Origin of the sequence: Nocardia sp. NPDC023733 (genome assembly GCF_040639775.1) — a bacterium.
GTDB lineage: Bacteria > Actinomycetota > Actinomycetes > Mycobacteriales > Mycobacteriaceae > Nocardia > Nocardia rosealba.
Map to the genome: position 1 here is coordinate 156,871 of NZ_JBFAAN010000010.1, position 18,903 is coordinate 175,773.

Annotated in this window: 18 protein-coding genes; 3 read left to right on the forward strand and 15 right to left on the reverse strand. The window is 68.3% G+C overall.

The window, feature by feature from the left end:
• Positions 1-14: 14 nt before the first annotated feature.
• From AB0F86_RS27950 to kstD, 3 genes are all read right to left on the reverse strand, one after another.
• Positions 15-830: a GNAT family N-acetyltransferase gene (locus tag AB0F86_RS27950; protein WP_225281474.1), complete on the reverse strand. Its 816-nt coding sequence runs from the start codon at positions 828-830 to the stop codon at positions 15-17.
• Positions 831-971: 141 nt separating this feature from the next.
• A complete protein-coding gene (locus AB0F86_RS27955; RefSeq protein ID WP_356986688.1) occupies positions 972-1,832 on the reverse strand; it encodes a MaoC/PaaZ C-terminal domain-containing protein in 861 nt (286 codons plus the stop codon).
• Complete coding sequence (kstD, locus tag AB0F86_RS27960; protein ID WP_356986686.1) at positions 1,832-3,523, reverse strand: 3-oxosteroid 1-dehydrogenase; 1,692 nt, start codon at positions 3,521-3,523, stop codon at positions 1,832-1,834. The genes AB0F86_RS27955 and kstD overlap by 1 nt, the downstream gene beginning before the upstream one ends.
• Positions 3,524-3,648: 125 nt before the next feature.
• On the opposite strand from kstD, the gene AB0F86_RS27965 reads away from it, so the two are divergent.
• From AB0F86_RS27965 to dmpG, 3 genes are read left to right on the forward strand one after another with little or no spacing between them, the layout of a single operon-like run.
• Entirely contained in the window at positions 3,649-4,434 is a 786-nt protein-coding gene (locus AB0F86_RS27965; RefSeq protein ID WP_181701139.1) for a 2-keto-4-pentenoate hydratase, read from the forward strand.
• A 19-nt stretch (positions 4,435-4,453) separates the two neighbouring features.
• Complete coding sequence (locus tag AB0F86_RS27970; RefSeq protein WP_356986684.1) at positions 4,454-5,359, forward strand: acetaldehyde dehydrogenase (acetylating); 906 nt, start codon at positions 4,454-4,456, stop codon at positions 5,357-5,359.
• 12 nt (positions 5,360-5,371) lie between these two features.
• Positions 5,372-6,418, forward strand: coding sequence for a 4-hydroxy-2-oxovalerate aldolase (gene dmpG / locus AB0F86_RS27975; protein WP_356986682.1), 1,047 nt, complete (start codon positions 5,372-5,374; stop codon positions 6,416-6,418).
• A gap of 70 nt (positions 6,419-6,488) precedes the next feature.
• On the opposite strand, the gene AB0F86_RS27980 is transcribed toward dmpG, so the two are convergent.
• The 12 genes from AB0F86_RS27980 to AB0F86_RS28035 all read right to left on the reverse strand — a co-directional run bounded on the left by AB0F86_RS27980 (position 6,489) and on the right by AB0F86_RS28035 (position 18,875).
• Positions 6,489-6,935, reverse strand: coding sequence for a hypothetical protein (locus AB0F86_RS27980; RefSeq protein ID WP_181701145.1), 447 nt, complete (start codon positions 6,933-6,935; stop codon positions 6,489-6,491).
• Positions 6,932-8,206: a DUF58 domain-containing protein gene (locus AB0F86_RS27985; RefSeq protein ID WP_181701147.1), complete on the reverse strand. Its 1,275-nt coding sequence runs from the start codon at positions 8,204-8,206 to the stop codon at positions 6,932-6,934. The genes AB0F86_RS27980 and AB0F86_RS27985 overlap by 4 nt, the downstream gene beginning before the upstream one ends.
• A complete protein-coding gene (locus tag AB0F86_RS27990; RefSeq protein WP_181701149.1) occupies positions 8,203-9,165 on the reverse strand; it encodes a MoxR family ATPase in 963 nt (320 codons plus the stop codon). The genes AB0F86_RS27985 and AB0F86_RS27990 overlap by 4 nt, the downstream gene beginning before the upstream one ends.
• Positions 9,166-9,182: 17 nt before the next feature.
• Positions 9,183-9,701 (reverse strand): hypothetical protein, encoded by a 519-nt coding sequence (locus AB0F86_RS27995; RefSeq protein ID WP_225281357.1) that lies wholly within the window; start codon positions 9,699-9,701, stop codon positions 9,183-9,185.
• Positions 9,702-9,738: 37 nt separating this feature from the next.
• On the reverse strand, positions 9,739-10,677 hold the full coding sequence (locus AB0F86_RS28000) for a DUF4129 domain-containing protein (RefSeq protein ID WP_225281358.1): 939 nt from the start codon (positions 10,675-10,677) through the stop codon (positions 9,739-9,741).
• 139 nt (positions 10,678-10,816) lie between these two features.
• Positions 10,817-11,773 (reverse strand): cell division protein ZapE, encoded by a 957-nt coding sequence (gene zapE, locus AB0F86_RS28005; RefSeq protein WP_356986679.1) that lies wholly within the window; start codon positions 11,771-11,773, stop codon positions 10,817-10,819.
• Between the two features lie 102 nt (positions 11,774-11,875).
• Complete coding sequence (locus AB0F86_RS28010) at positions 11,876-13,045, reverse strand: lipid-transfer protein (RefSeq protein ID WP_225281360.1); 1,170 nt, start codon at positions 13,043-13,045, stop codon at positions 11,876-11,878.
• Complete coding sequence (locus AB0F86_RS28015; RefSeq protein ID WP_225281361.1) at positions 13,042-13,464, reverse strand: MaoC family dehydratase; 423 nt, start codon at positions 13,462-13,464, stop codon at positions 13,042-13,044. Before AB0F86_RS28015 ends, AB0F86_RS28010 begins: the two co-directional genes overlap by 4 nt.
• A gap of 99 nt (positions 13,465-13,563) precedes the next feature.
• Complete coding sequence (locus AB0F86_RS28020; protein ID WP_356986677.1) at positions 13,564-14,532, reverse strand: MaoC family dehydratase N-terminal domain-containing protein; 969 nt, start codon at positions 14,530-14,532, stop codon at positions 13,564-13,566.
• A gap of 14 nt (positions 14,533-14,546) precedes the next feature.
• On the reverse strand, positions 14,547-15,710 hold the full coding sequence (locus AB0F86_RS28025; RefSeq protein WP_356986676.1) for an acyl-CoA dehydrogenase family protein: 1,164 nt from the start codon (positions 15,708-15,710) through the stop codon (positions 14,547-14,549).
• Positions 15,695-16,759 carry an acyl-CoA dehydrogenase family protein gene (locus AB0F86_RS28030; protein WP_356986674.1) on the reverse strand — a complete coding sequence of 355 codons (1,065 nt, stop codon included), beginning with the start codon at positions 16,757-16,759 and terminating at the stop codon, positions 15,695-15,697. The genes AB0F86_RS28025 and AB0F86_RS28030 overlap by 16 nt, the downstream gene beginning before the upstream one ends.
• Positions 16,760-16,775: 16 nt before the next feature.
• Entirely contained in the window at positions 16,776-18,875 is a 2,100-nt protein-coding gene (locus AB0F86_RS28035; protein ID WP_356986672.1) for an acyl-CoA dehydrogenase, read from the reverse strand.
• Between the last annotated feature and the right edge of the window lie 28 nt (positions 18,876-18,903).

Here is an 18,903-nt window from a genome sequence, read left to right on the forward strand (position 1 = left end):
AGCTGCCCGAGTACTCAGAGCTCTTTCACCAGGATTGCGCGAGTGTAGAGGAGGGAGAATCCTCGGCCTTGGGCGTTCTGTTGCGACTTGGAGCCGGGCGCGGTGGTGACTGTCGCCAGGTCACATCCGGCTTCAGCCGCGTCGATGAGACGTGCGGTGAGCAGCGCGGTCTGAACCCCTCGTCGGCGATGCGTAGGGAGGGTGGCCGCGCCCGCGAGTGCGGCGATCCCACCATCGGTGCGCATACTCGCGCCACCGGCCGCCACACCGTCACGGTAGGCGATGTAGCGACGAGTCTCGTTGGCCGAGGCCATATTTCGCATCACTTCCGCGATGGCTTCGCGCGGGAATTCCTCATGCGTCGGACCGTCATCGGGATGGGCGAACCCGTCGACGACCACATCGAGCCACGGCCCGAGATCGTCCCCGGCATCCAGTCGCACCTCCACCCCGTCCGGCGCCACCCACCCGCCGCCGTCCAACGGCATTCCCAGCACGTTCTCGAACGACATCAACCGATACCCCCGCCCCGTCAGCTCCTCCGCGATACGCGGTTCCCCCAACTGCGACAACTCCACCTGCACCGGGCACCCCGCCCGCGCATAAGCCTCCTCGATCGCCTCCCACTCCCCCACCGAAGGCACCCCACCGAACCCGACCCCCACCACCTTGTTCAACGGCGACCCCACCCCCGCGAAACAAGCCGCCCCACCCCCGACCTCCCGGACGAACCCGTCGACTCCCTGCCCGATCCCCACCCGAGCAGCCCCGACAATCGCGGAAGTCTCCACCCGCTCGATCCGCGCCGCCAGCTCGCCACCACAAAACAACGACAACCCGTTTTCGCTCATCCCCCACTTATATCCCCCGTGTCCAGCGAGTTTCCGCACCGAAACCAAGATCACCACGCGCTGGTGGCGGCGACCTCTCGGCCGATGCCGCCACCAGAGCGTGGTGATCAGGTGTTCAGGTCAGGCGATGCGCAGGGTGACGTCGCCGAGGACGGGCGCGTCGTCGCGATCGACGGCCGTGACCACCGCGACGAGCGTGTCGGCCTCCCGCCAGACCTTGGTGCGCAGGGTTTCGCCGGGATAGAGCACGCCGGTGAACTTCGCGCGAAAGCCCGCGACGCGGGTGGCGTCACCGTCGAGCAGGACATCGGTGAGCGACTTGCAGACCACGCCGTAGGTGCACAGCCCGTGCAGGATCGGTGCGGGAAAACCGGCCGCCTTCGCGAATTCGGGATCGGAGTGCAGTGGGTTGCGGTCACCGCAGAGGCGGTAGAGCAGTGCCTGCTGCGGCAGGGTGGCGGTGGTGAGTTCCGCGTCGGGGGCGCGATCGGGGAGCTCGGCTTTCGTGCTCGGTCCGCGTTCGCCACCGAAACCACCCTCGCCCTTGGCGAAGATCGAGGAGCGCGCCGTCCACAGCGGCTCCCCGTCGGCGCCAGTGACGGTGTGCTCCTGCACGATCACCGCATTGCTGCCCTTGTCCCAGACCTCGGAGATCCGGCCGACGGACACGGCCTTGCCCGACGCGGGAATCGGCTTGTGCACCACCACTTCCTGATGACCGTGCACCACCTTCGCCAGGTCGATCTCGACGCCGGGGAAGCTCACGCGCGGCGCGGCGGTCTCGCCGAGAGTCGGGGCGACGGTGGCGAAGGTGGGCAGCACCTGCGGTTCGCTGTCGTCGAGATAACGCAGCTCGACCGGATCGTTGCACCGCGCGCCCGCGCCGAGACCCAGGTGGTAGAGCTGCACATCCGTGGGGGTCCAGCTGAATTCGCGGCTGGGCAGCGCCGCGCCGAGCGCGATCTGTGGATCGATGGGCACTACTTCACTTCCTTTGCGGTGGCGGACTTCTTGCCGACGATGTCGAGCACGGACAGGTAGGCGAAGGTGATCGCGGGACCGATGGTCGCGCCGGGACCCGCGTAGGTGTGGCCCATCACCGGCGAGCTGCAGTTGCCCGCGGCGTAGAGGCCGTCGATCACCGAATCGTCTTCCCGCAGCACACGTCCGGCGGTATCGGTGACGAGGCCCCCCTTGGTGCCCAGGTCGCCGGGGACGATCTTCGCGGCGTAGAACGGGCCCTGCGAGATCTCGGCCAGGCACGGGTTGGGCTTCACGGTCGGGTCACCGTAGTAGCGGTCGTAATGGCTGTCGCCCCGACCGAAGTCCTCGTCTTTGCCTTTGGCGGCGAAGCCGTTGAACCGCTCGACGGTGCCCGCGAGCGCGTCGGCGGGAACACCGATGCGGGCGGCCAGTTCGGCGATCGTCTCGGCCTTGACGATGTTGTCGTTCTCCATCCAGCGCTTCGGAAAACGCTGGCCCGGTTGCAGTCCCGCGAAGATGTAGCGGTTGCGGTAGCGCTGGTCGAACACCAGCCAGGCGGGCACGTTCTCACCGGGACCGGGGCCCTGGCCGTACTCGCCGCCGTACATGGTGTGCACGGCCTCCACATACGGGGCGGACTCGTTGCCGAAGCGCACACCGCGGTCGTTGACCATGATGGTGCCGGGCAGGTTGCGTTCGGCCAGCGCGAACCAGGGCTTGCCGCCCTTGAAGATCGTCGGACCCCACCAGGCGTCCTCCATGAACCCGACCGTCGCTCCTGCCGCCATACCCGCGACGATGCCATCGCCGGTGTTGGCCGCGGCACCGGTTGTCCACTCAGTGGTTATCGGCTGCCGCTGGTACTTGGCGCGCATGTCGGCGTTGTGCTCGAAACCGCCGCTGCCGAGGATCACGCCGTAGCGCGCGGTGAAGGTGACCGACTCGCCGTCGACGGTGGCCTTGACGCCCGTGATCCGGCCGTCGGTCTCCACCAGATCGGTGAGTGGGGTGTTGAGCAGCACCGGAACGCCCGCGTCGAGCAGGCCCTTGCGCATGGCGGCGATGATGGCCTGGCCCATGCCGAGCAGGTGCTTGCCGGTGAACTTGGCCAGGTAGGTGCGCGCGCCGACGCGCAGCGCCCGCATCATGCCCTTGGGGTGGCGGCGGATCAGGTTGAGCCGCACGAAGTCGGCCTGCATGACGACCACGTTCATCGGCGCCTTGGCATAGGGCGGCTCGAGAGCGGCCAGCTCCGGTCCGAGCACCTTGCCGTTGAAAGGGGTCGGTTCGCACGAACGGCCCTGGCCCAGGCCACCCGGAGCCTCGGGGTAGTAATCGGAATAGCCGGGCACCCACTTCATTTTCAGCGGGGTGTGGTCGAGCACGAAGTCGAACGCCTCGGCGCCGCGATCGAGGTAGGTGTCGATCTTCTCGGCGGGCACCACGTCGCCGATGATGCTGTGCAGGTAGGTGCGCGCCTCGTCGCGATCGTCGGGGCGGCCCGAGGCGAGCAGCGCCTTGTTGCCCGGAATCCACACACCGCCCCCGGACCGGGCGGTCGACCCGCCGTAGTGCGCCGCCTTCTCCAGCACCACCACGCTCAGCCCGTGGTGCGCCGCGGTGAGGGCGGCGGTCATTCCAGCGGCGCCACTCCCGACGACCACCACATCGTATTCCCGATCACTCATGTAGAACACGTTATAGAATCAGGGCGCTGTTGCGCTATGTTGTCTGGAAGAAGAGCAGATATTCAGCTCCGAAACCGGTTACAGTTTGACTGTCCGGCCGAGCAGATTTTTCCCAGGAGGTACCCGTGCTGTCCGACGCGCAGCGGAGTGAACTCGCCGATGAACTGGCGCGCGCCGAACACGATCGGGTGGCTGTGCCGCCGCTGGTCGACCGGTATCCGGGGATCGACGTGGTCGATGCCTACGAGATCCAGTTGCTGAACATCCAGCGCAGGTTGCGCGACGGCGCCCAGGTGGTCGGGCACAAAGTCGGACTGTCGTCGAAGGCGATGCAGCAGATGATGGGTGTCGACGAACCCGATTACGGGCATCTGCTGGCCGAGATGGAAGTCTTCGAGGACGTTCCCGTCGACACCTCCCAGTACCTGCTCCCCCGCGTGGAGGTCGAGGTCGGCTTCGTCCTCGGCAAAGACCTGCCCGGCGAAGACTGCACCGAAGCCGACGTGCTGGCCGCGACCGTCGCCTACGCGCCCGCGATCGAGTTGATCGATTCGCGGATCAACGACTGGAAGATCGGGTTGGTCGACACCATTTCCGACAACGCGTCCTCGGCCGGGTTCGTACTCGGCAAGCAACGGGTGGCTCCCGCCGATATCGACATCAAGGCGATCGATGCGGTCCTCACCCGCAATGGTGAGGTCGCCGCCGAGGGTCGCAGCGACGCGGTCCTCGGTGACCCGGTGATCGCGGTCGCCTGGCTGGCACGCAAAGTCGCCACCTTCGGAGTGCGACTCAAAGCCGGTGACATCGTGCTACCCGGCTCCTGCACTCGCGCCATCGACGCCCGCCCCGGCGACGACTTCCACGCCGAATTCACCGGACTCGGTTCGGTCCGTTTGCGTTTCAGCTGACCTTCCCTAGGAGTATTCCGTGACAAGTAGAGTCACCGCCGCGATCGTGGGGTCCGGCAATATCAGCACCGATCTGCTGTACAAGCTGATGCGTTCGGACAAGATCGAGCCGCGCTGGATGATCGGCATCGACCCGGACTCCGAGGGGTTGAAGCGCGCGAGTGGGCTCGGCCTGGAAACCTCCGCCGAGGGCGCGGACTGGTTGCTCGCCCTGGACGACAAACCGGACCTGGTGTTCGAAGCCACCTCCGCCTACGTACACCGCGCGTACGCACCGAAGTACGAGGCCGCGGGCATCCGCGCCGTCGACCTCACTCCCGCCGCTGTCGGCCCGGCGGTGATTCCGCCGGTGAACCTGGATTCGTTGCGGGACGCACCGAACGTCAACATGATCACCTGTGGTGGGCAGGCGACCATCCCCATGGTCGCGGCCGTTTCGCGGGTGGTGCCGGTGCAGTACGCCGAGATCGTGGCGTCGGTGGCGTCGGTGTCGGCCGGGCCCGGTACCCGCGCCAATATCGACGAGTTCACCAAGACCACCTCCAAGGGTGTCGAAACGATCGGTGGCGCCCAGCGCGGCAAGGCCATCATCATCCTGAACCCGGCCGAGCCGCCGATGATCATGCGCGACACCATCTTCTGCTCGATTCCCGAAGACGCCGACCGCGACGCCATCGCCGACAGCATCCTGCGGATGGAGAAGTCCATCCAGGAATACGTGCCCGGCTACCGGTTGCTCAACGAACCCCAGTTCGACGACCCGTCGGTGGTGTCCGGCGGCATGGCGAAGGTGTCGATCTTCGTCGAGGTCGAAGGTGCGGGCGACTTCCTGCCCCCGTACGCGGGCAACCTCGACATCATGACCGCCGCCGCGACCCGCGTCGGTGACGTGCTGGCCGATCAGATCATCTCGGCTCGGGTGTAAGGAGTTTCCGCAATGAGCACAATCCTGAAGCCCTTCTCGGGCGAACTCGATGTCCGCGTCACCGACACCTCGCTGCGTGACGGGTCGCACCACAAACGTCACCAGTTCACGGTGGACGAGGTACGCAATATCGTTGCCGCCCTCGATGGTTCGGGCGTTCCGGTCATCGAGGTCACCCACGGTGACGGGCTCGGTGGGTCCTCGTTCAACTACGGGTTCTCCAAGACCCCCGAACAAGAACTCATCAAAGCCGCGGCCGAAACGGCCAAGCAGGCCAAGATCGCCTTCCTCATGCTGCCCGGCGTCGGCGTCAAGGAAGACATCAAGATCTCCCAGGACAACGGCGCGTCGATCTGCCGTATCGCGACGCACTGCACCGAAGCCGACGTCTCCATCCAGCATTTCGGTCTCGCTCGCGAACTCGGCCTCGAAACCGTCGGGTTCCTGATGATGGCGCACTCCACCACCCCGGAGAAGCTGGCGAAGCAGGCGCGCATCATGGCCGACGCCGGTTGCCAGTGCGTGTATGTCGTCGACTCCGCCGGTGCCCTTGTGCTCGAACAGGTTTCCGACCGGGTCTCGGCTCTGGTCGCCGAGCTCGGTGACGACGCGCAGGTGGGTTTCCACGGCCACGAGAACCTCGGTCTCGCCGTCGCCAACTCCGTCTACGCGGTGCGCGCCGGAGCCACCCAGATCGACGGCTCGGCCCGCCGTTTCGGCGCGGGCGCGGGCAACCTCCCCGTCGAAGCGTTCATCGGGGTCTGCGACAAACTCGGCATCAAGACCGGCGTCGACTTCTTCGCCGTCACCGATGCCGCCGAAGACGTCGTCCGCCCCGCCATGCCCACCGAATGCCTCCTGGACCGCCAGGCCCTGATGATGGGCTACGCGGGCGTCTACTCCAGCTTCCTCCGCCACGCCGAACGCCAGGCCGAGCGCTACAACGTCTCCGCCGCCGAAATGCTCGTCCGCGCGGGCAAGCGCAAGCTCGTCGGCGGCCAGGAAGACCAGCTCATCGACATCGCCCTCGAACTCCAACGCGAAGCCGCCACGTCCTGACCCCTGATCACCACGCTCTGGTGGCGAAATCGGCCGAGAGGTCGCCGCCACCAGGGCGTGGTGATCTTGGTCAGGGCGGGGGCAGGGTGGTGTGCGGGGATTGGGGGGTGAGGGTGGTGGTGAGGAAGGCGTAGATGGTGACGATGAGGATGGGGGCGGCCAAGGGGGCCCAGGCCAGGTGGACGGGGACCAAGGCCGCGGTGGTCGCGGCGATGGTGAACAGGACCGCACCGCCTACCGAGGGGATGGTGGTGGGGACTACACCTTCGGGAGCGTGCAGGACCGCGGCGTTGAGTAGATAGGTGGTTGCTACCAGACCTGTTGCCGCGGAAGCGATTACGCCGACGTCGGCGAAGGCGAGGGCGGCGATGGCGGTGAGGACCGCGGCGACCGAGGCGGGGCGCCACCACCAGCTCGCGATGACGAAAGCCAGGGCCGGGACGCCCAGGATCGGGTTGATCAGGGCGACCGACGCGACGAGCAGCAGGCCGGCCAGCAGGGCGAGGAATCTGGTCATCGGCGCACCCGCACTGTTCGGCGGTGTTCGGGGAGCAGGCGCATGGCCTGGTCGAGACGGGTGCCGTCGGGCCAGGCGATGATGTCGACGCCGACGGTACCCATGTCGCGATACATCGAGGCCCGCTCGAGCTGCCACATCTTGGCCATGGTCGGGTCGAGGCCCTCGGCGAAGGGGGTACCGCGCAGCACGTCCACGGCGACCACCACGTGACCGCGTTTGCGCAGGTCGATGAGGGCGAGCGCGAATTGGGTGTCGAGCAGGGTGGAGAAGGCGACGATGATGGCGCCGATCGGCACCGCGGCGTGCGGGGCGAGGGTACCGGTGTGCTCGACATGTTCGTCGCCGACGCCGAGCACGGTGTCGACGATCCGGTAGAACTGCCTGCGCCCGATATCGGGACGCAACCAGCGCGGCTGCTCACCGAGACACACCACGGCGGTGCGGTCACCGGCCTGCAGGGTGGACTGCACCACCTGGGCGGCGCCGCGCACCGACAGTTCCAGCGAGTCACTGGCGGGGCCGGGTGCCTGCTGGGAGGTGTCGACGAGGACGACCACGTCGGCGGAGCGGTTGGTGAACCGCTCGGTGACATAGAGCCTGCCGCGACGCGCACTCACCGGCCAGTTCACGGTGCGTAGCTGGTCGCCGGGGGCGTAGGCGCGGATGTCGGCGTATTCGACACCCGGCCCGTGCTTGCGGGTGAGGTGGGTGCCGATACGATCGGGCAGCTCGGTGCGCGGCATGCGCATCCGCTGCGGATCGGCGATCGGGTAGACGTAGAGATTCGCTGCAGGCAGCTCGGCGTGGGCGACGGCGAGCCCGGCGGGGCTCAGCGCGGTCACCGCTGCCTGCACCGGGTAGCGCCCCCAGCGGGTGGCCGAGAGTGCCAGCCGCATCCCCGCCGGTGCGCCACCGGAGTCGTGGGATTCCTCCACCTCGAGGTCGAGACCGGTGAGCGGAACCGGGGCCATCCGCAGCAGCGCGTGCCCGCTCTCGACGAACGCCGCGGCAACGGCGGTGACGACTTCACCCTCGAAACAGCGGACGGTGCCGCTGCCATCGACCTGGATTCTGGTCGGGTTCTGCTGCCACGGTGCGGTGGCGAGCACCCCGAGCATCGGCGCGGCGAAGACGACGAGCTGCCACTGCCCGCGCAGCACCGCGACGACGAGCGCCGCCGCGGCGCAGCCGGCCAGGATGAACACCAAAGGCGCCGGGCGCCACCGCAGGTCGACCTCGACGGTCTTCGATTCGTCGCGGTGCTTCATGTGCTCGTGGCGCGGGGAACCGGTAGCCTGCGCAGCAATTCGGTGATGACGTCTTCGCCGCGGATGCGCCGCACCCACATCTCCGGTCGCAGCGTGATGCGGTGCGCCATGGCAGGCACGGCGAGCGCCTTCACGTCCTCGGGGATCACGTAGTCGCGGCCGAGCAGCAGGGCACGCGCGCGCGACATCTGCACCAGGTCGAGTTCGGCGCGCGGGCTGGCGCCGACCTCCACCTGCGGGTGGCTTCGGGTGGCGGAGGCAAGCGCGACAACGTAATTCACCACATCCGGGTGCACGGTGACGAACTCGACCGACTGACGCATCTCCATCAGCCCCTGCGCATCGACCACCTGGCCCACCTGCGGTGGGGTGGAACCGCGTTCGAGCCTGCGCCGGATCATCTGGGTCTCGTCCTGTTCGGACAGGTACCCCAGGCGCAGCTGGATGGCGAACCGGTCGAGCTGGGCCTCGGGCAGCGGGTAGGTGCCCTCGTACTCGATCGGGTTGTCGGTGGCGAGCACGATGAAAGGCTGTGGGAGCAGGTAGGTTTCGCCGTCGATACTCACCTGCCCCTCGGCCATCGCCTCGAGCAGTGCCGCCTGGGTCTTGGGCGGGGTGCGGTTGATCTCGTCGGCGAGGAGCACATTGGTGAACACCGGTCCGCGCCGGAAATTGAACCGCCCGGACGACATGTCGTAGATCGTCGATCCCAGCAGGTCGGCGGGCAGTAAATCCGGCGTGAACTGCACGCGGGTGAAATCCAGGCCGAGCGCGGCCGCGAAGGAACGCGCGATCAGCGTTTTGCCGAGGCCCGGCAGATCCTCGATGAGGACATGGCCTCCGGACAGCACGGCGATCATGATGAGTTGCATCTCATCGCGCTTGCCGACCACGACCCGGCCCAGCTCACGCAGCACTGCGTCGGAGCGCTGGACGGTCACGTTCAACGGCATTGTCATCGGTGGCCTCTAACCCCTCACATCGACTGCAATCGGCGCAGGATCTCGTCCAGCGCCGCCCTACCCGGTGCGCGACCCGTCTGGTCGCGCAACGACGAATTCGCCGGGTCCACCCAGCGCCATAGTTCGGGACCGAACTGCAGCTGACCGGCCGCCTCGATGGCTCTGCGGTTCTTGGATACCCGCATACCGGTGGACAATTCGAACTCTTTGGCCAGCAGCGGGCGCAGGTGCCGGTCCCAGTCGGCGCGGGTGCCGTCGGCGCGGGCGACGAGCATCTCGGCGCGGGCATGCCAGCGGCCGAGCATCTCGGCGGGACCGTTGTCGATGTACTCGGTGAGCGGCTCCTCGCGCCGCACCCGGTAGCGCAGCGACCACACGAGCACACCGAGTGCTACCGCGACAGGCAAAGCCACGGCGAGCGGAAGCAGATCGCGGTCGAGCCGCAACAGCACGACCTCGAGCACCAGCACCGCGACCACCGCCGTCACGACCACGGTCGTCCGGTTGGACTTGATCTCTTCACCGGGATTCACGCGACCTCCACGCGACGGGCCGCCCGACGTGGGCCGGTCATGCGGGCACCACCCTTCGCTGCAGGTCGGAGAGCACGATGCGCAGCAGTTGTTCGGCGCGCATGCGCTGCCATTCGAGCATCGAGTGGGGACTGAACCTGGCCTCTTCGAAGAGCGCGACGAGTTCGCGGGCGGAGGCGTCGTGCAGCACGCCGCTCTCGAAGGCTCTGGCCAGCACCTCCATGGGGGTGTCGGAGGCCTTCGGGCGGGCGATGCTGTCGGTGGACAGACCGCGTTCCATGGCCACGTAGCAGGCGATGATCGCGGTGCGCGGGTCCTGGCCGGGTGCGTTCATCGCGGCCAGGCCCATTTCGGCGGCCCTGGTGAGCGAGTCGACATCGCTCGCGGACGGTGCGGCCGGCTCGTCGGCGACGGCTTGCTCGGGGGCACGCCGCGCGGCGACCGCGACGGCGGCGAGTCCGGCCAGCGCGACCGCGATCAGGGTGATGGCCAGCCCCGCCGCGATGAGCAGGGCGGTGCCGGTGAGTTCGGCCGGGCCCGCGGTGGGATCGGGGGCGGGCGCGTCGGTGGGGGTCGGCACCGGGCCCGAGCCCTCGGACAGTGTCTCGGCGGCCGGACGCACCGGCCGGGCACCGGGCAGCAGGAACAGTGCGGTGACCCCTGCGGCGAACATCAGGGCGACGGAGGCGATGAGCATCGGCACGAGCACCGCGAGCCTGCGCCACTGGATTCTCGGCAGCCCGATGTCCTCGTGTTGCGGCTTGGCGAGCGGGAGGCGATGCTGGCTGGCGACAACTCCGGCCACCAGGATGACGATCGATACCAGCAGCAGCACCGGCATCACCGCGACGAGCAGCGGTGACGGTGCGCCGGAGGACTCGTCTGATCCGGCGCCGGGGAGACTGCCCTGCAACGCGAAAGTCGCGCAGGCCACCAGTGCGATCACGACGATCGCCCGCGTAATGGGCTGATTCACCCCGATCACAGCTGTACCACCAAACCCCAGAGACTGCACAAATCAGCCACATAGTTACATGCCGGGCGGTTCGCTCGGGAGGAAATCGGCTCTTTTGGATTTCCTCCTATTCATTGTCCCCCTCGCGGCAAGGGGCACGCTACGCAGTGCGAACGGTGTGAGATCCGGTTAGTGAGAGTTCACCGAGCCGGCTGGCGGTGCGCGCGAGGTCCGGCACGACCGGTACCCCGGTGGTCAGCTCGGTGACGGGTTCGGCCGCGTGGACCGTGCACGGCAGGTCGGCGTCGTAGAGGATGTCGACCAGATTCACCAGCCGCATCGCCCAGTCCGGTGGAACCGCGCGCAGCGGCGGTACCGCGACCAGGGTCCAGCGGCGGAAACGCGTGGTCAGGCGCAGGTAGTCGGCGGCACTGGTCGCGGCGCCGCACAGGTGCTCGAAGGCGAAGGTCACCGCGTCGCCGTCGACGGATTCCGCGCGCACGGTTCGCCCGTCGGCCAGGTCGAGCACCACGCCGGGACCGGTGGCGCGCTCCGTCGTCACCACGTACCGGCCTGCGCAGAATCCGTGATCGTCACGGGTGCCGACAGTGCGGTAGTCCAGCGGACCGTCGAGGGTCACGACCTCGAGGTGGGCGAGGATGCGCTCGATGGTCGGCACGAACCGGTCGTGGAACAGCGGATTCGGCAGCAGCCCCGCGGGCGGGTAGTTCGAGGTGACCACCAGGGTGCGACGCTCGGCGAACAGGGTGTCGAGCAGCCGGGCCACGAGCATGGCGTCGCCGATGTCGTGCACGTGGAACTCGTCGAAACACACCAGATCCGCGTCACCCAGCAAACGGTCGATCGCATTATCGATCGAACCCAGTTCGTGTACCGCGGTGTGCAATGCGGCGAAAAAAATGTGGAAATGGAAGCGGCGCTTACGAATCGGATCGGCCGAAGCGAAGAATCGATCCATCACCATTGTCTTGCCACGCCCGGGCCTGCCGTGCAGATACACCCCGCGCGCCCGTTTGCGCACCCGCCCGTTCCGATCGAGCAACTCCCCGAGCCGCCGCGCCGCCGCCGTCTGCCCGGCATCGAGAACCACCGTCACACCGACCTCCTCGTCCCACCCAGTTGTAGTGGGGCGAGGAAGCCGGGCAACACACATGGTGACGTGCTCAACAGGTGCGTTGAGTCACCCAGGCGCGAAACCTCAGGCGGTGAGCACCAATCCGGAGGTGGGGACGCCCGTGCCCGCCGTGACGACGATGCGTTCCAGGTCGGCGACCTGGTTCACCGAGGTGCCGCGGATCTGGCGGACGGCTTCGGCGATGCCGTTCATGCCGTGGATGTAGGCCTCGCCGAGCTGGCCGCCGTGGGTGTTGAGGGGTAGGCGGCCGCCGAGTTCGATGGCGCCGTCGGCGATGAAGTCCTTGGCTTCGCCGCGACCACAGAAACCCAGTTCCTCGAGTTGCATGAGGACGAACGGGGTGAAGTGGTCGTAGAGGATGGCGGCCTGCATGTCGGCGGCGGTGAAACCGCTTTGTGCCCAGAGCTGTTCGCCGACGAGGCCCATTTCGGGCAGGCCCGTCATGGCGTCGCGGTAGTAGCTGGTCATCACGTACTGGTCGGGGCCGCTGCCCTGCGCGGCGGCGGCGATGACGGCGGGGCGCTGCGGCAGGTCACGGGCGCGTTCGGCGCTGGTGACGACGATGGCGACGCCGCCGTCGGATTCCTGACAGCAGTCGAGCAGATGCAGCGGCTCGGCGATCCAGCGTGAATCCTGGTGCTGTTCCAGCGTGATCGGCTTGCCGTAGAAGAAGGCGTTCGGGTTCACGGCCGCGTGCTTGCGATCGGCGACGGCCACTTTCCCGAAGTCGGCACTGGTCGCACCGGTGACGTGCATGTACCGGCGCGCGACCATCGCCACCTGCGCGGCGGGCGTGCCGAGACCCTGCGGGTAGGCCCAGCCCGCGTCGATCCCCGAGGACGTCGGCGCGGCGGCGAGGGCAGGTGAGAACTGGCCGAAGCGGGCGCCGGAGCGTTCGTTGAAGGCGCGGTAGGCGACCACCACGTCGGCCACACCGGTGGCCACGGCCATGGCCGCCTGCTGCACGGTCGCACACGCCGCGCCGCCGCCGTACCCGATGTGGCTGAAGAACTTCAGGTTCGGGATGCCGACGGCCCTGGCCACGGCGGCCTGGGTGTTGGTGTCCATGGTGAAGGTGGTCAGGCCGTCGACATCGGCGGGCGTGAGACCCGCGTCGGCCAGGGCAGCGGTGACCGCCTCCGCGGCCAAGCGCAATTCGCTGCGGCCGGAGTCCTTGGAGAAGTCGGTGGCACCGATACCGACGACGGCCGCGCGGCCGGACAGCGTGCTCATTTCGGCTCCAGATCGGGAACGGCGATGACCGAGGTGGCGATGATGTGTTCACCGAGGCTGTCGCGGCCACGGACGTCGATGGTGATCAGGGTGCCGTCGACAGCGGTGACGGTGCCCGAAAGGCTCAGCGTGTCACCGGCATACAGCGGAACCCCCAGACGCAGCGCGATCGACTTCACCCGTGCGCGCGGACCGGCCCAGTCGGTGACGAAGCGCTGCACCAGGCCGGTGTCGGTGAGGATGTTGACGAAGATGTCGTCGGAACCGCGCCGCACGGCCTTGTCACGGTCGTGGTGCACGTCCTGGAAGTCCCTGGTGGCCAGGGCGGTACTGATCACGAAGGTGGGATCGGCATGGATCACCAACTCCGGCAGGGTGGTTCCCACCGCGAGAGCGGCGGGATCGATGGTGGTTGTCACGAGCGGGTCCTTTCCGGACGGGCAGAGCGAGTCGACTCGGCGCACCCCGCGCACTGTTCCGCGACGGCTGGGCGGATCAAGCGCGACGAGGTGCCGCGCTCACCGCTCGGCCTGCCAATACGGCAGCACGGTGCCGTCGGCCAGTTTTTCGAAGGCCACGCGCACCGGCAGGTCGATGGCGACCTCGGCCGGATCGATGCCGCGCAGTTCACCGAGCATCCGCACGCCTTCGTCGAGTTCGACCAGCGCGACCACGAAGGGCAGCTCCCGGCCGGGCACCTTCGGCGCGTGATGCACGACGAAGCTGAACACCGTGCCGGTGCCCGCCGCGACGACGTAGTCGGTCGGCTCGGCCTTGTCCTGCCACAGCGCCGGAATCGGTGGGTGCCGCAGCGTGCCGTCGGGCAGGCGCTGGATGCGCAGCTCACCGGCTTGGGTTCCGGCCCAGAAGAACTCGGTGTCGCGGGAGATCACCGGGCCCACCCGCTCGGCGGGCGCGACCTCGACGGCGTCCGCCGACGTGGAGTCGGTATCGGCGGGCGAGGGGGCGGCCGGTGCGTACTTCAGGATCCGGAACAGCATCTCGGTGACCACCTCGTCACCGACCGTCCAGGTGGTGGTGAAGGTGAGGAACCAGCCGTCGCCGAGCCCGGTTCGCTTGGGCCCCTTGAACTCCGAGAGACGGCTGGTGACCGTCACCTCCTCGCCCGGACGCAGGTACCGGTGGTAGGTCTGCTCGCAGTTGGTGCCGACGACGGAGGTGTAGCCCGCCGCGTCGAGCAGTTCGTTGACGCGGCCGATGGGGTCGTCGGCGGCGCGCTCGCCGTGCAGGCCGGTCATCGTCCAGACCTGGGCCATGGCGGGCGGGGCGACGATGCCGGGGTGACCGGCGGCCTTGGCGGCGGCCTCGTCCACATAGATCGGGTTGGTGTCGCCGATGGCCTCGACCCAGTTGTGGATCATCGGCTGGTTCACCGGGTCGCGGCCGACGCGGGGAGCGCTCTCCCCCGCCGCGACCAGCGCGGTCAGGCCCGCCTGGATATCCTCGGGCACAGCAGTTTCCGGCACACGCCGCTCCTGGTTCATCGGGGCACGCGCGGCAGTTCCAGGCCGGCCGAGGCCACCAGTTCGCGCATGATCTCGTTGACGCCGCCACCGAAGGTGACGACGAGGTTCTGTTTGGTCCGCCGGTCGAGCCAGGCCAGCAACTCGGCCGTGTCGGGATCGGCGGGGTCGCCGTAGCGGCCGACGACCCCCTCCACCAGCCGACCGGCCTCCTGCAGGGCCTCGGTGGAGAACACCTTGGTGGCCGAGGCATCGGCGATCACGGTGTTCTGCGCGGCGGCCGGGTCGGCGGCGGCGACCTGCCAGTTCAGCAATTCGTTGAGCCGCACCATGGTTCGCACCCGGGCGAGCACACGGCGCACATCCGGCCGGGTGAGTAGTTCGCGCGCCGCCGACCAGTCACGCAGGCGGTCGTAGAGCTGTTCGATCTTGCCCGACGGGCCGAGGCTCACGCGCTCGTGATTGAGCTGGGTGGTGATCAGCCGCCAGCCCCGGTTCTCCTCGCCGACCAGCATGTCGGCGGGCACCCGCACGTCGTCGAAGTAGGTGGCGTTGGTGTGGTGGGCGCCGTCGCAGGTGATGATCGGCGTCCACGAATAACCAGGGTCCTTGGTATCGGCGATGAGGATCGTGATGCCACGGTGGCGGGATTCGATCGTGCCGGTGCGGCAGGCCAGCCACACGTAGTCGGCCTCGTGGGCGCCGGTGGTGAAGATCTTCTGCCCGTTGACTATCCAGTCGCCGTCGCTGTCGCGCACGGCGGTGGTGCGCAACGCGGCCAGGTCGGTGCCGGCCGACGGCTCGGAATAACCGATGGCGAAATGGATGTCACCGGAAAGGATTCCGGGCAGGAACTTCTTCTTCTGCGCATCGGTGCCGTACTTCTGCAGTGTCGGACCGACGGTCAGCAAGGTCACCAGCGGCAACGGCACATCGGCGCGCACCGCCTCGTTGAAGAAGATCTGCTGTTCCATCGGGCCGAAACCCTGCCCGCCGAACTCCTTCGGCCAGCCGACACCGAGCCAGCCGTCGCGGCCCATCCGGCGAACCACCGCGCGGTAGGCGTCGCCGTGCCGATTGATCGCCATCTCGGCATGTTCTTCGGGCGTGACGAGATCGGCGAAATAGGAACGCAATTCCTCGCGCAACCGCCGCTGCTCGGCGGTCAGATCGATGAACATCTGGCTCCCAGGAGGTCGAGCCGCAGATCCGCGCCGCCGAGCAGCCGCGCGAGATCCTTGGCCTGTGAGTAATACCGGTGCATCGGGTGGGTGATGTCGACACCGAGCCCGCCGTGCAGGTGATGGCACTGCTGCATGGCGCGCGGCACCTGCGCCGCCGCCCAGTACGCGAGCACGGCGAGGTCTTCGTCGATGCGGTCCTGGTGCTCGGGCGAGGCGTCGTTGTGGGCCAGTGCCCAGCACGCCGACTCGGCGGCCACGTGCAGGGTGCGCGACACCACGTACAGGTCGGCGATCTGCTGGGCGACCGCCTGGAACTCCGCCAGTGGTCTGCCGAACTGTTCCCTGGTCCGCACGTGTTCGGCGGTCAGGGTGACTGCCCCCTTGAGCAGGCCGTCGGCCACCGCGCCCAGGCAGGCGACGGCATAGCGGTGCAGGCCGGGCAGCGCGTCGGGCAGGAGCTGGTCGGCGGGAATCTCCACCTTGTCGAGAACCAATGAGGCCTCGGGAACGCCCGCCGAGCCTGCTACCGGGATCACCTCGAGGCCCGGGGCGACCCCGTCGACCAGGGCGACCCCGGCATCGGTCGGCACCAGGATCCAGCGTGCCTGTTCGGCGTAGAGCACGCCGGTCTTGCGGCCGGTGACGCGCACGGTGTCACCGTCGCGTACGGCCTTGGTCGTCGGCGCGGTGGTGAACGGCGCGCCCGGCTCGTTGAGCGCGGCCGTGAGCACGGTGCCCTTGCCGATCTCGGCGAGCACCCGTTCGGCCAGGTGATCGGGCAGCACGGGCAGCAGCGGAAGCACACCGAACCCGAAGGTCGGCAGTGCGGGCACCGCCGCCGCGTCGGTGGCCAGTTCCATCAGCAGGGCCGCCACCTCGGGCAACCCCATTCCGTCACCGCCGAACCGCTCGGGCACGGGGACCGCGAGCAGGCCCGAATCGATGAGACTCGGCCACAATTCCATGTCGCGGGCAGGCTCACGTTCGAGCAGGCTCACGACAACCTCGGCTACGGCATCGGCACTTTCGTCGCGGGTGAAATCCACGGCGTCCTCCTTCGAGCTAACTGTCCGCATCGCGCGGCATGCCGAGAATCCGTTCGGCCGCCACGGTCAACAGGATCTGCTCGGTACCGCCCGCAATGGAGAGACAGCGTGTGAGCAAGAATTCTTTCAGAACGTCGCTGTCCAGGGAACCTCCCCGGCCGGAAAGTTCCAGGGCATATTCCGCGAGCTCCTGCCGGTACCGGACACCGACGAGTTTGCGGACGGCCGCCTGGGCGCCCGCATCGGCTCCGGCCACCGTGGCCGCCGCGATCCGCTGATCCAGCAAAGTACCAGCAATCGAGGTGGTGATCAGGGCGCCGAAATGATCCTCGCGCAGTTCTGTTCCCCATCCACCGGGTGGGAAACCGGCGAGCAGCGCTTCCAGCGCGCCACCGATCCCGCCGCCGCCCATGGCGACCCGCTCGGCCGACAGGGTGGCGCGGGCGATCTTCCAGCCGTTGTTCAGGGCGCCGACCAGGCAGTTGTCGGGCACGAACACGTCGTCGAGGAACACCTCGCTGAACTTCTCCTCGCCGGTGATCTGCACCAGCGGGCGCACCTGCACGCCCGCGGCGCGCATGTCGACGAGGAAATAGCTGATACCGCGATGCTTGGGTGCGGACGGATCGGTGCGGGCCAGGCAGATGCCCCAGTTCGCGGTGGCACCGAGCGAGGTCCACACCTTCTGACCGCGCAGCACCCATCCGCCATCGACCCGCTCGGCGGAAGTGCGAAGGGCGGCCAGGTCGGACCCGGCGCCCGGCTCGCTGAACAGCTGACACCAGACCACCTCGCCGCGCAGCGTGGGCCACACGAAGCGCTCGATCTGCTCCTCGGTGCCGAAGCGAAGCAGGGTCGGCACCGCCCAGCCGGCGACCGCGAGGTCGGGGGTTTCCACCTCGGCCCGGCGCAGTTGTTCGGCGATCTGCAGGCAGGTCATCGGATCCGCGTCTCGCCCATAGGGTTTCGGCCAGTGCGGCATGATCAGGCCCGAGTCGGCGAGGGCGCGTGCCCGGTCGGCTGCCGGGAGCGCGGCGATGGTGGCGATCTCGGCCGACAACGCGGTGTCGCCCTCGGTGTCACCGAGGACGCGCTCGGCGCCGGTGGTCCGGCGCTGCCCGTCGCGGGTGAGTTCGGCGACCCTGGCCCGCCAGCGCGCCGACCCACCGAGCAACTGCCGCAGCGAACTGGCGCGGCGCAGATAGAAGTGCGCGTCGTGTTCCCAGGTGAAGCCGATGCCGCCGAGCACCTGGATGGCGTCCTTGGCGGTGTCGACGGCCGCGTCGAGCGCACATGCCGCGGCGACAGCGGCCGCGATCGGCAACTCTTCGCCACCGGCATCGAAGGCGTCGGCCGCATCGGCGGCGACCGCGCGGATCAGTTCGGTGCGGCACAGCATCCAGGCACACAGGTGCTTGATCGCCTGGAAGCTGCCGATCGGCTTGCCGAACTGCTCGCGCACCTTGGCGTAGTCGACGGCCGTTCGCAGGCACCAGCCGGCCACGCCGGCCAGTTCGGCGGCCGCGAGGGTGACGAACAGATCGGTGACGTCGAACGACGGCGCGAAACCTCTTTCGGCAGCGGCACTCTCGGCGGTTACCCGCGCCAGCGGCACCGTCGGATCACCGCCGGACAGCGGCGTGATCGTCGCATCGGTGAGTACGAACCAGCGGGTGCCGTCGGCGGTCTCGGCAGGCACGAGCACTTGCGTGTCCGCATCCGCGCCGTAGACGAATTCCCAAGTGCCGCTGACCTTCCAGCCCTCGGCATCCGAACCCGTCGCCGAACCCGACGACGCATCGGGCAGCGCGACACCACAGGGTGTCCCGGCGGCCGCGCCGGTGACCAGACCGGCGAGCGCGGTGGCCAGCACCGGGCCGTTCACCAGGTCGTCGGCCGTCTGTTCCAGCAGCACGGCCAGGTCGGCGACAGTGCCGCCGAGTCCGCCGTGATCGTCGTCGAGCGCTACCTCGAACAACCCGAACTCGGCAAGTGCGGGCCAGCACTCGCGCCAGCTGCCGCCCGCCCGCATTGTTGCAATCGGCGCCGCCGAGCTCGCCCAGCTCCGCAGGGAGGCCGCGGCGGCTTTATGCTCGTCAGTGGTGGCGATGGTCACAAGAAAAACCGCCCTTCCGGCGTGGCTC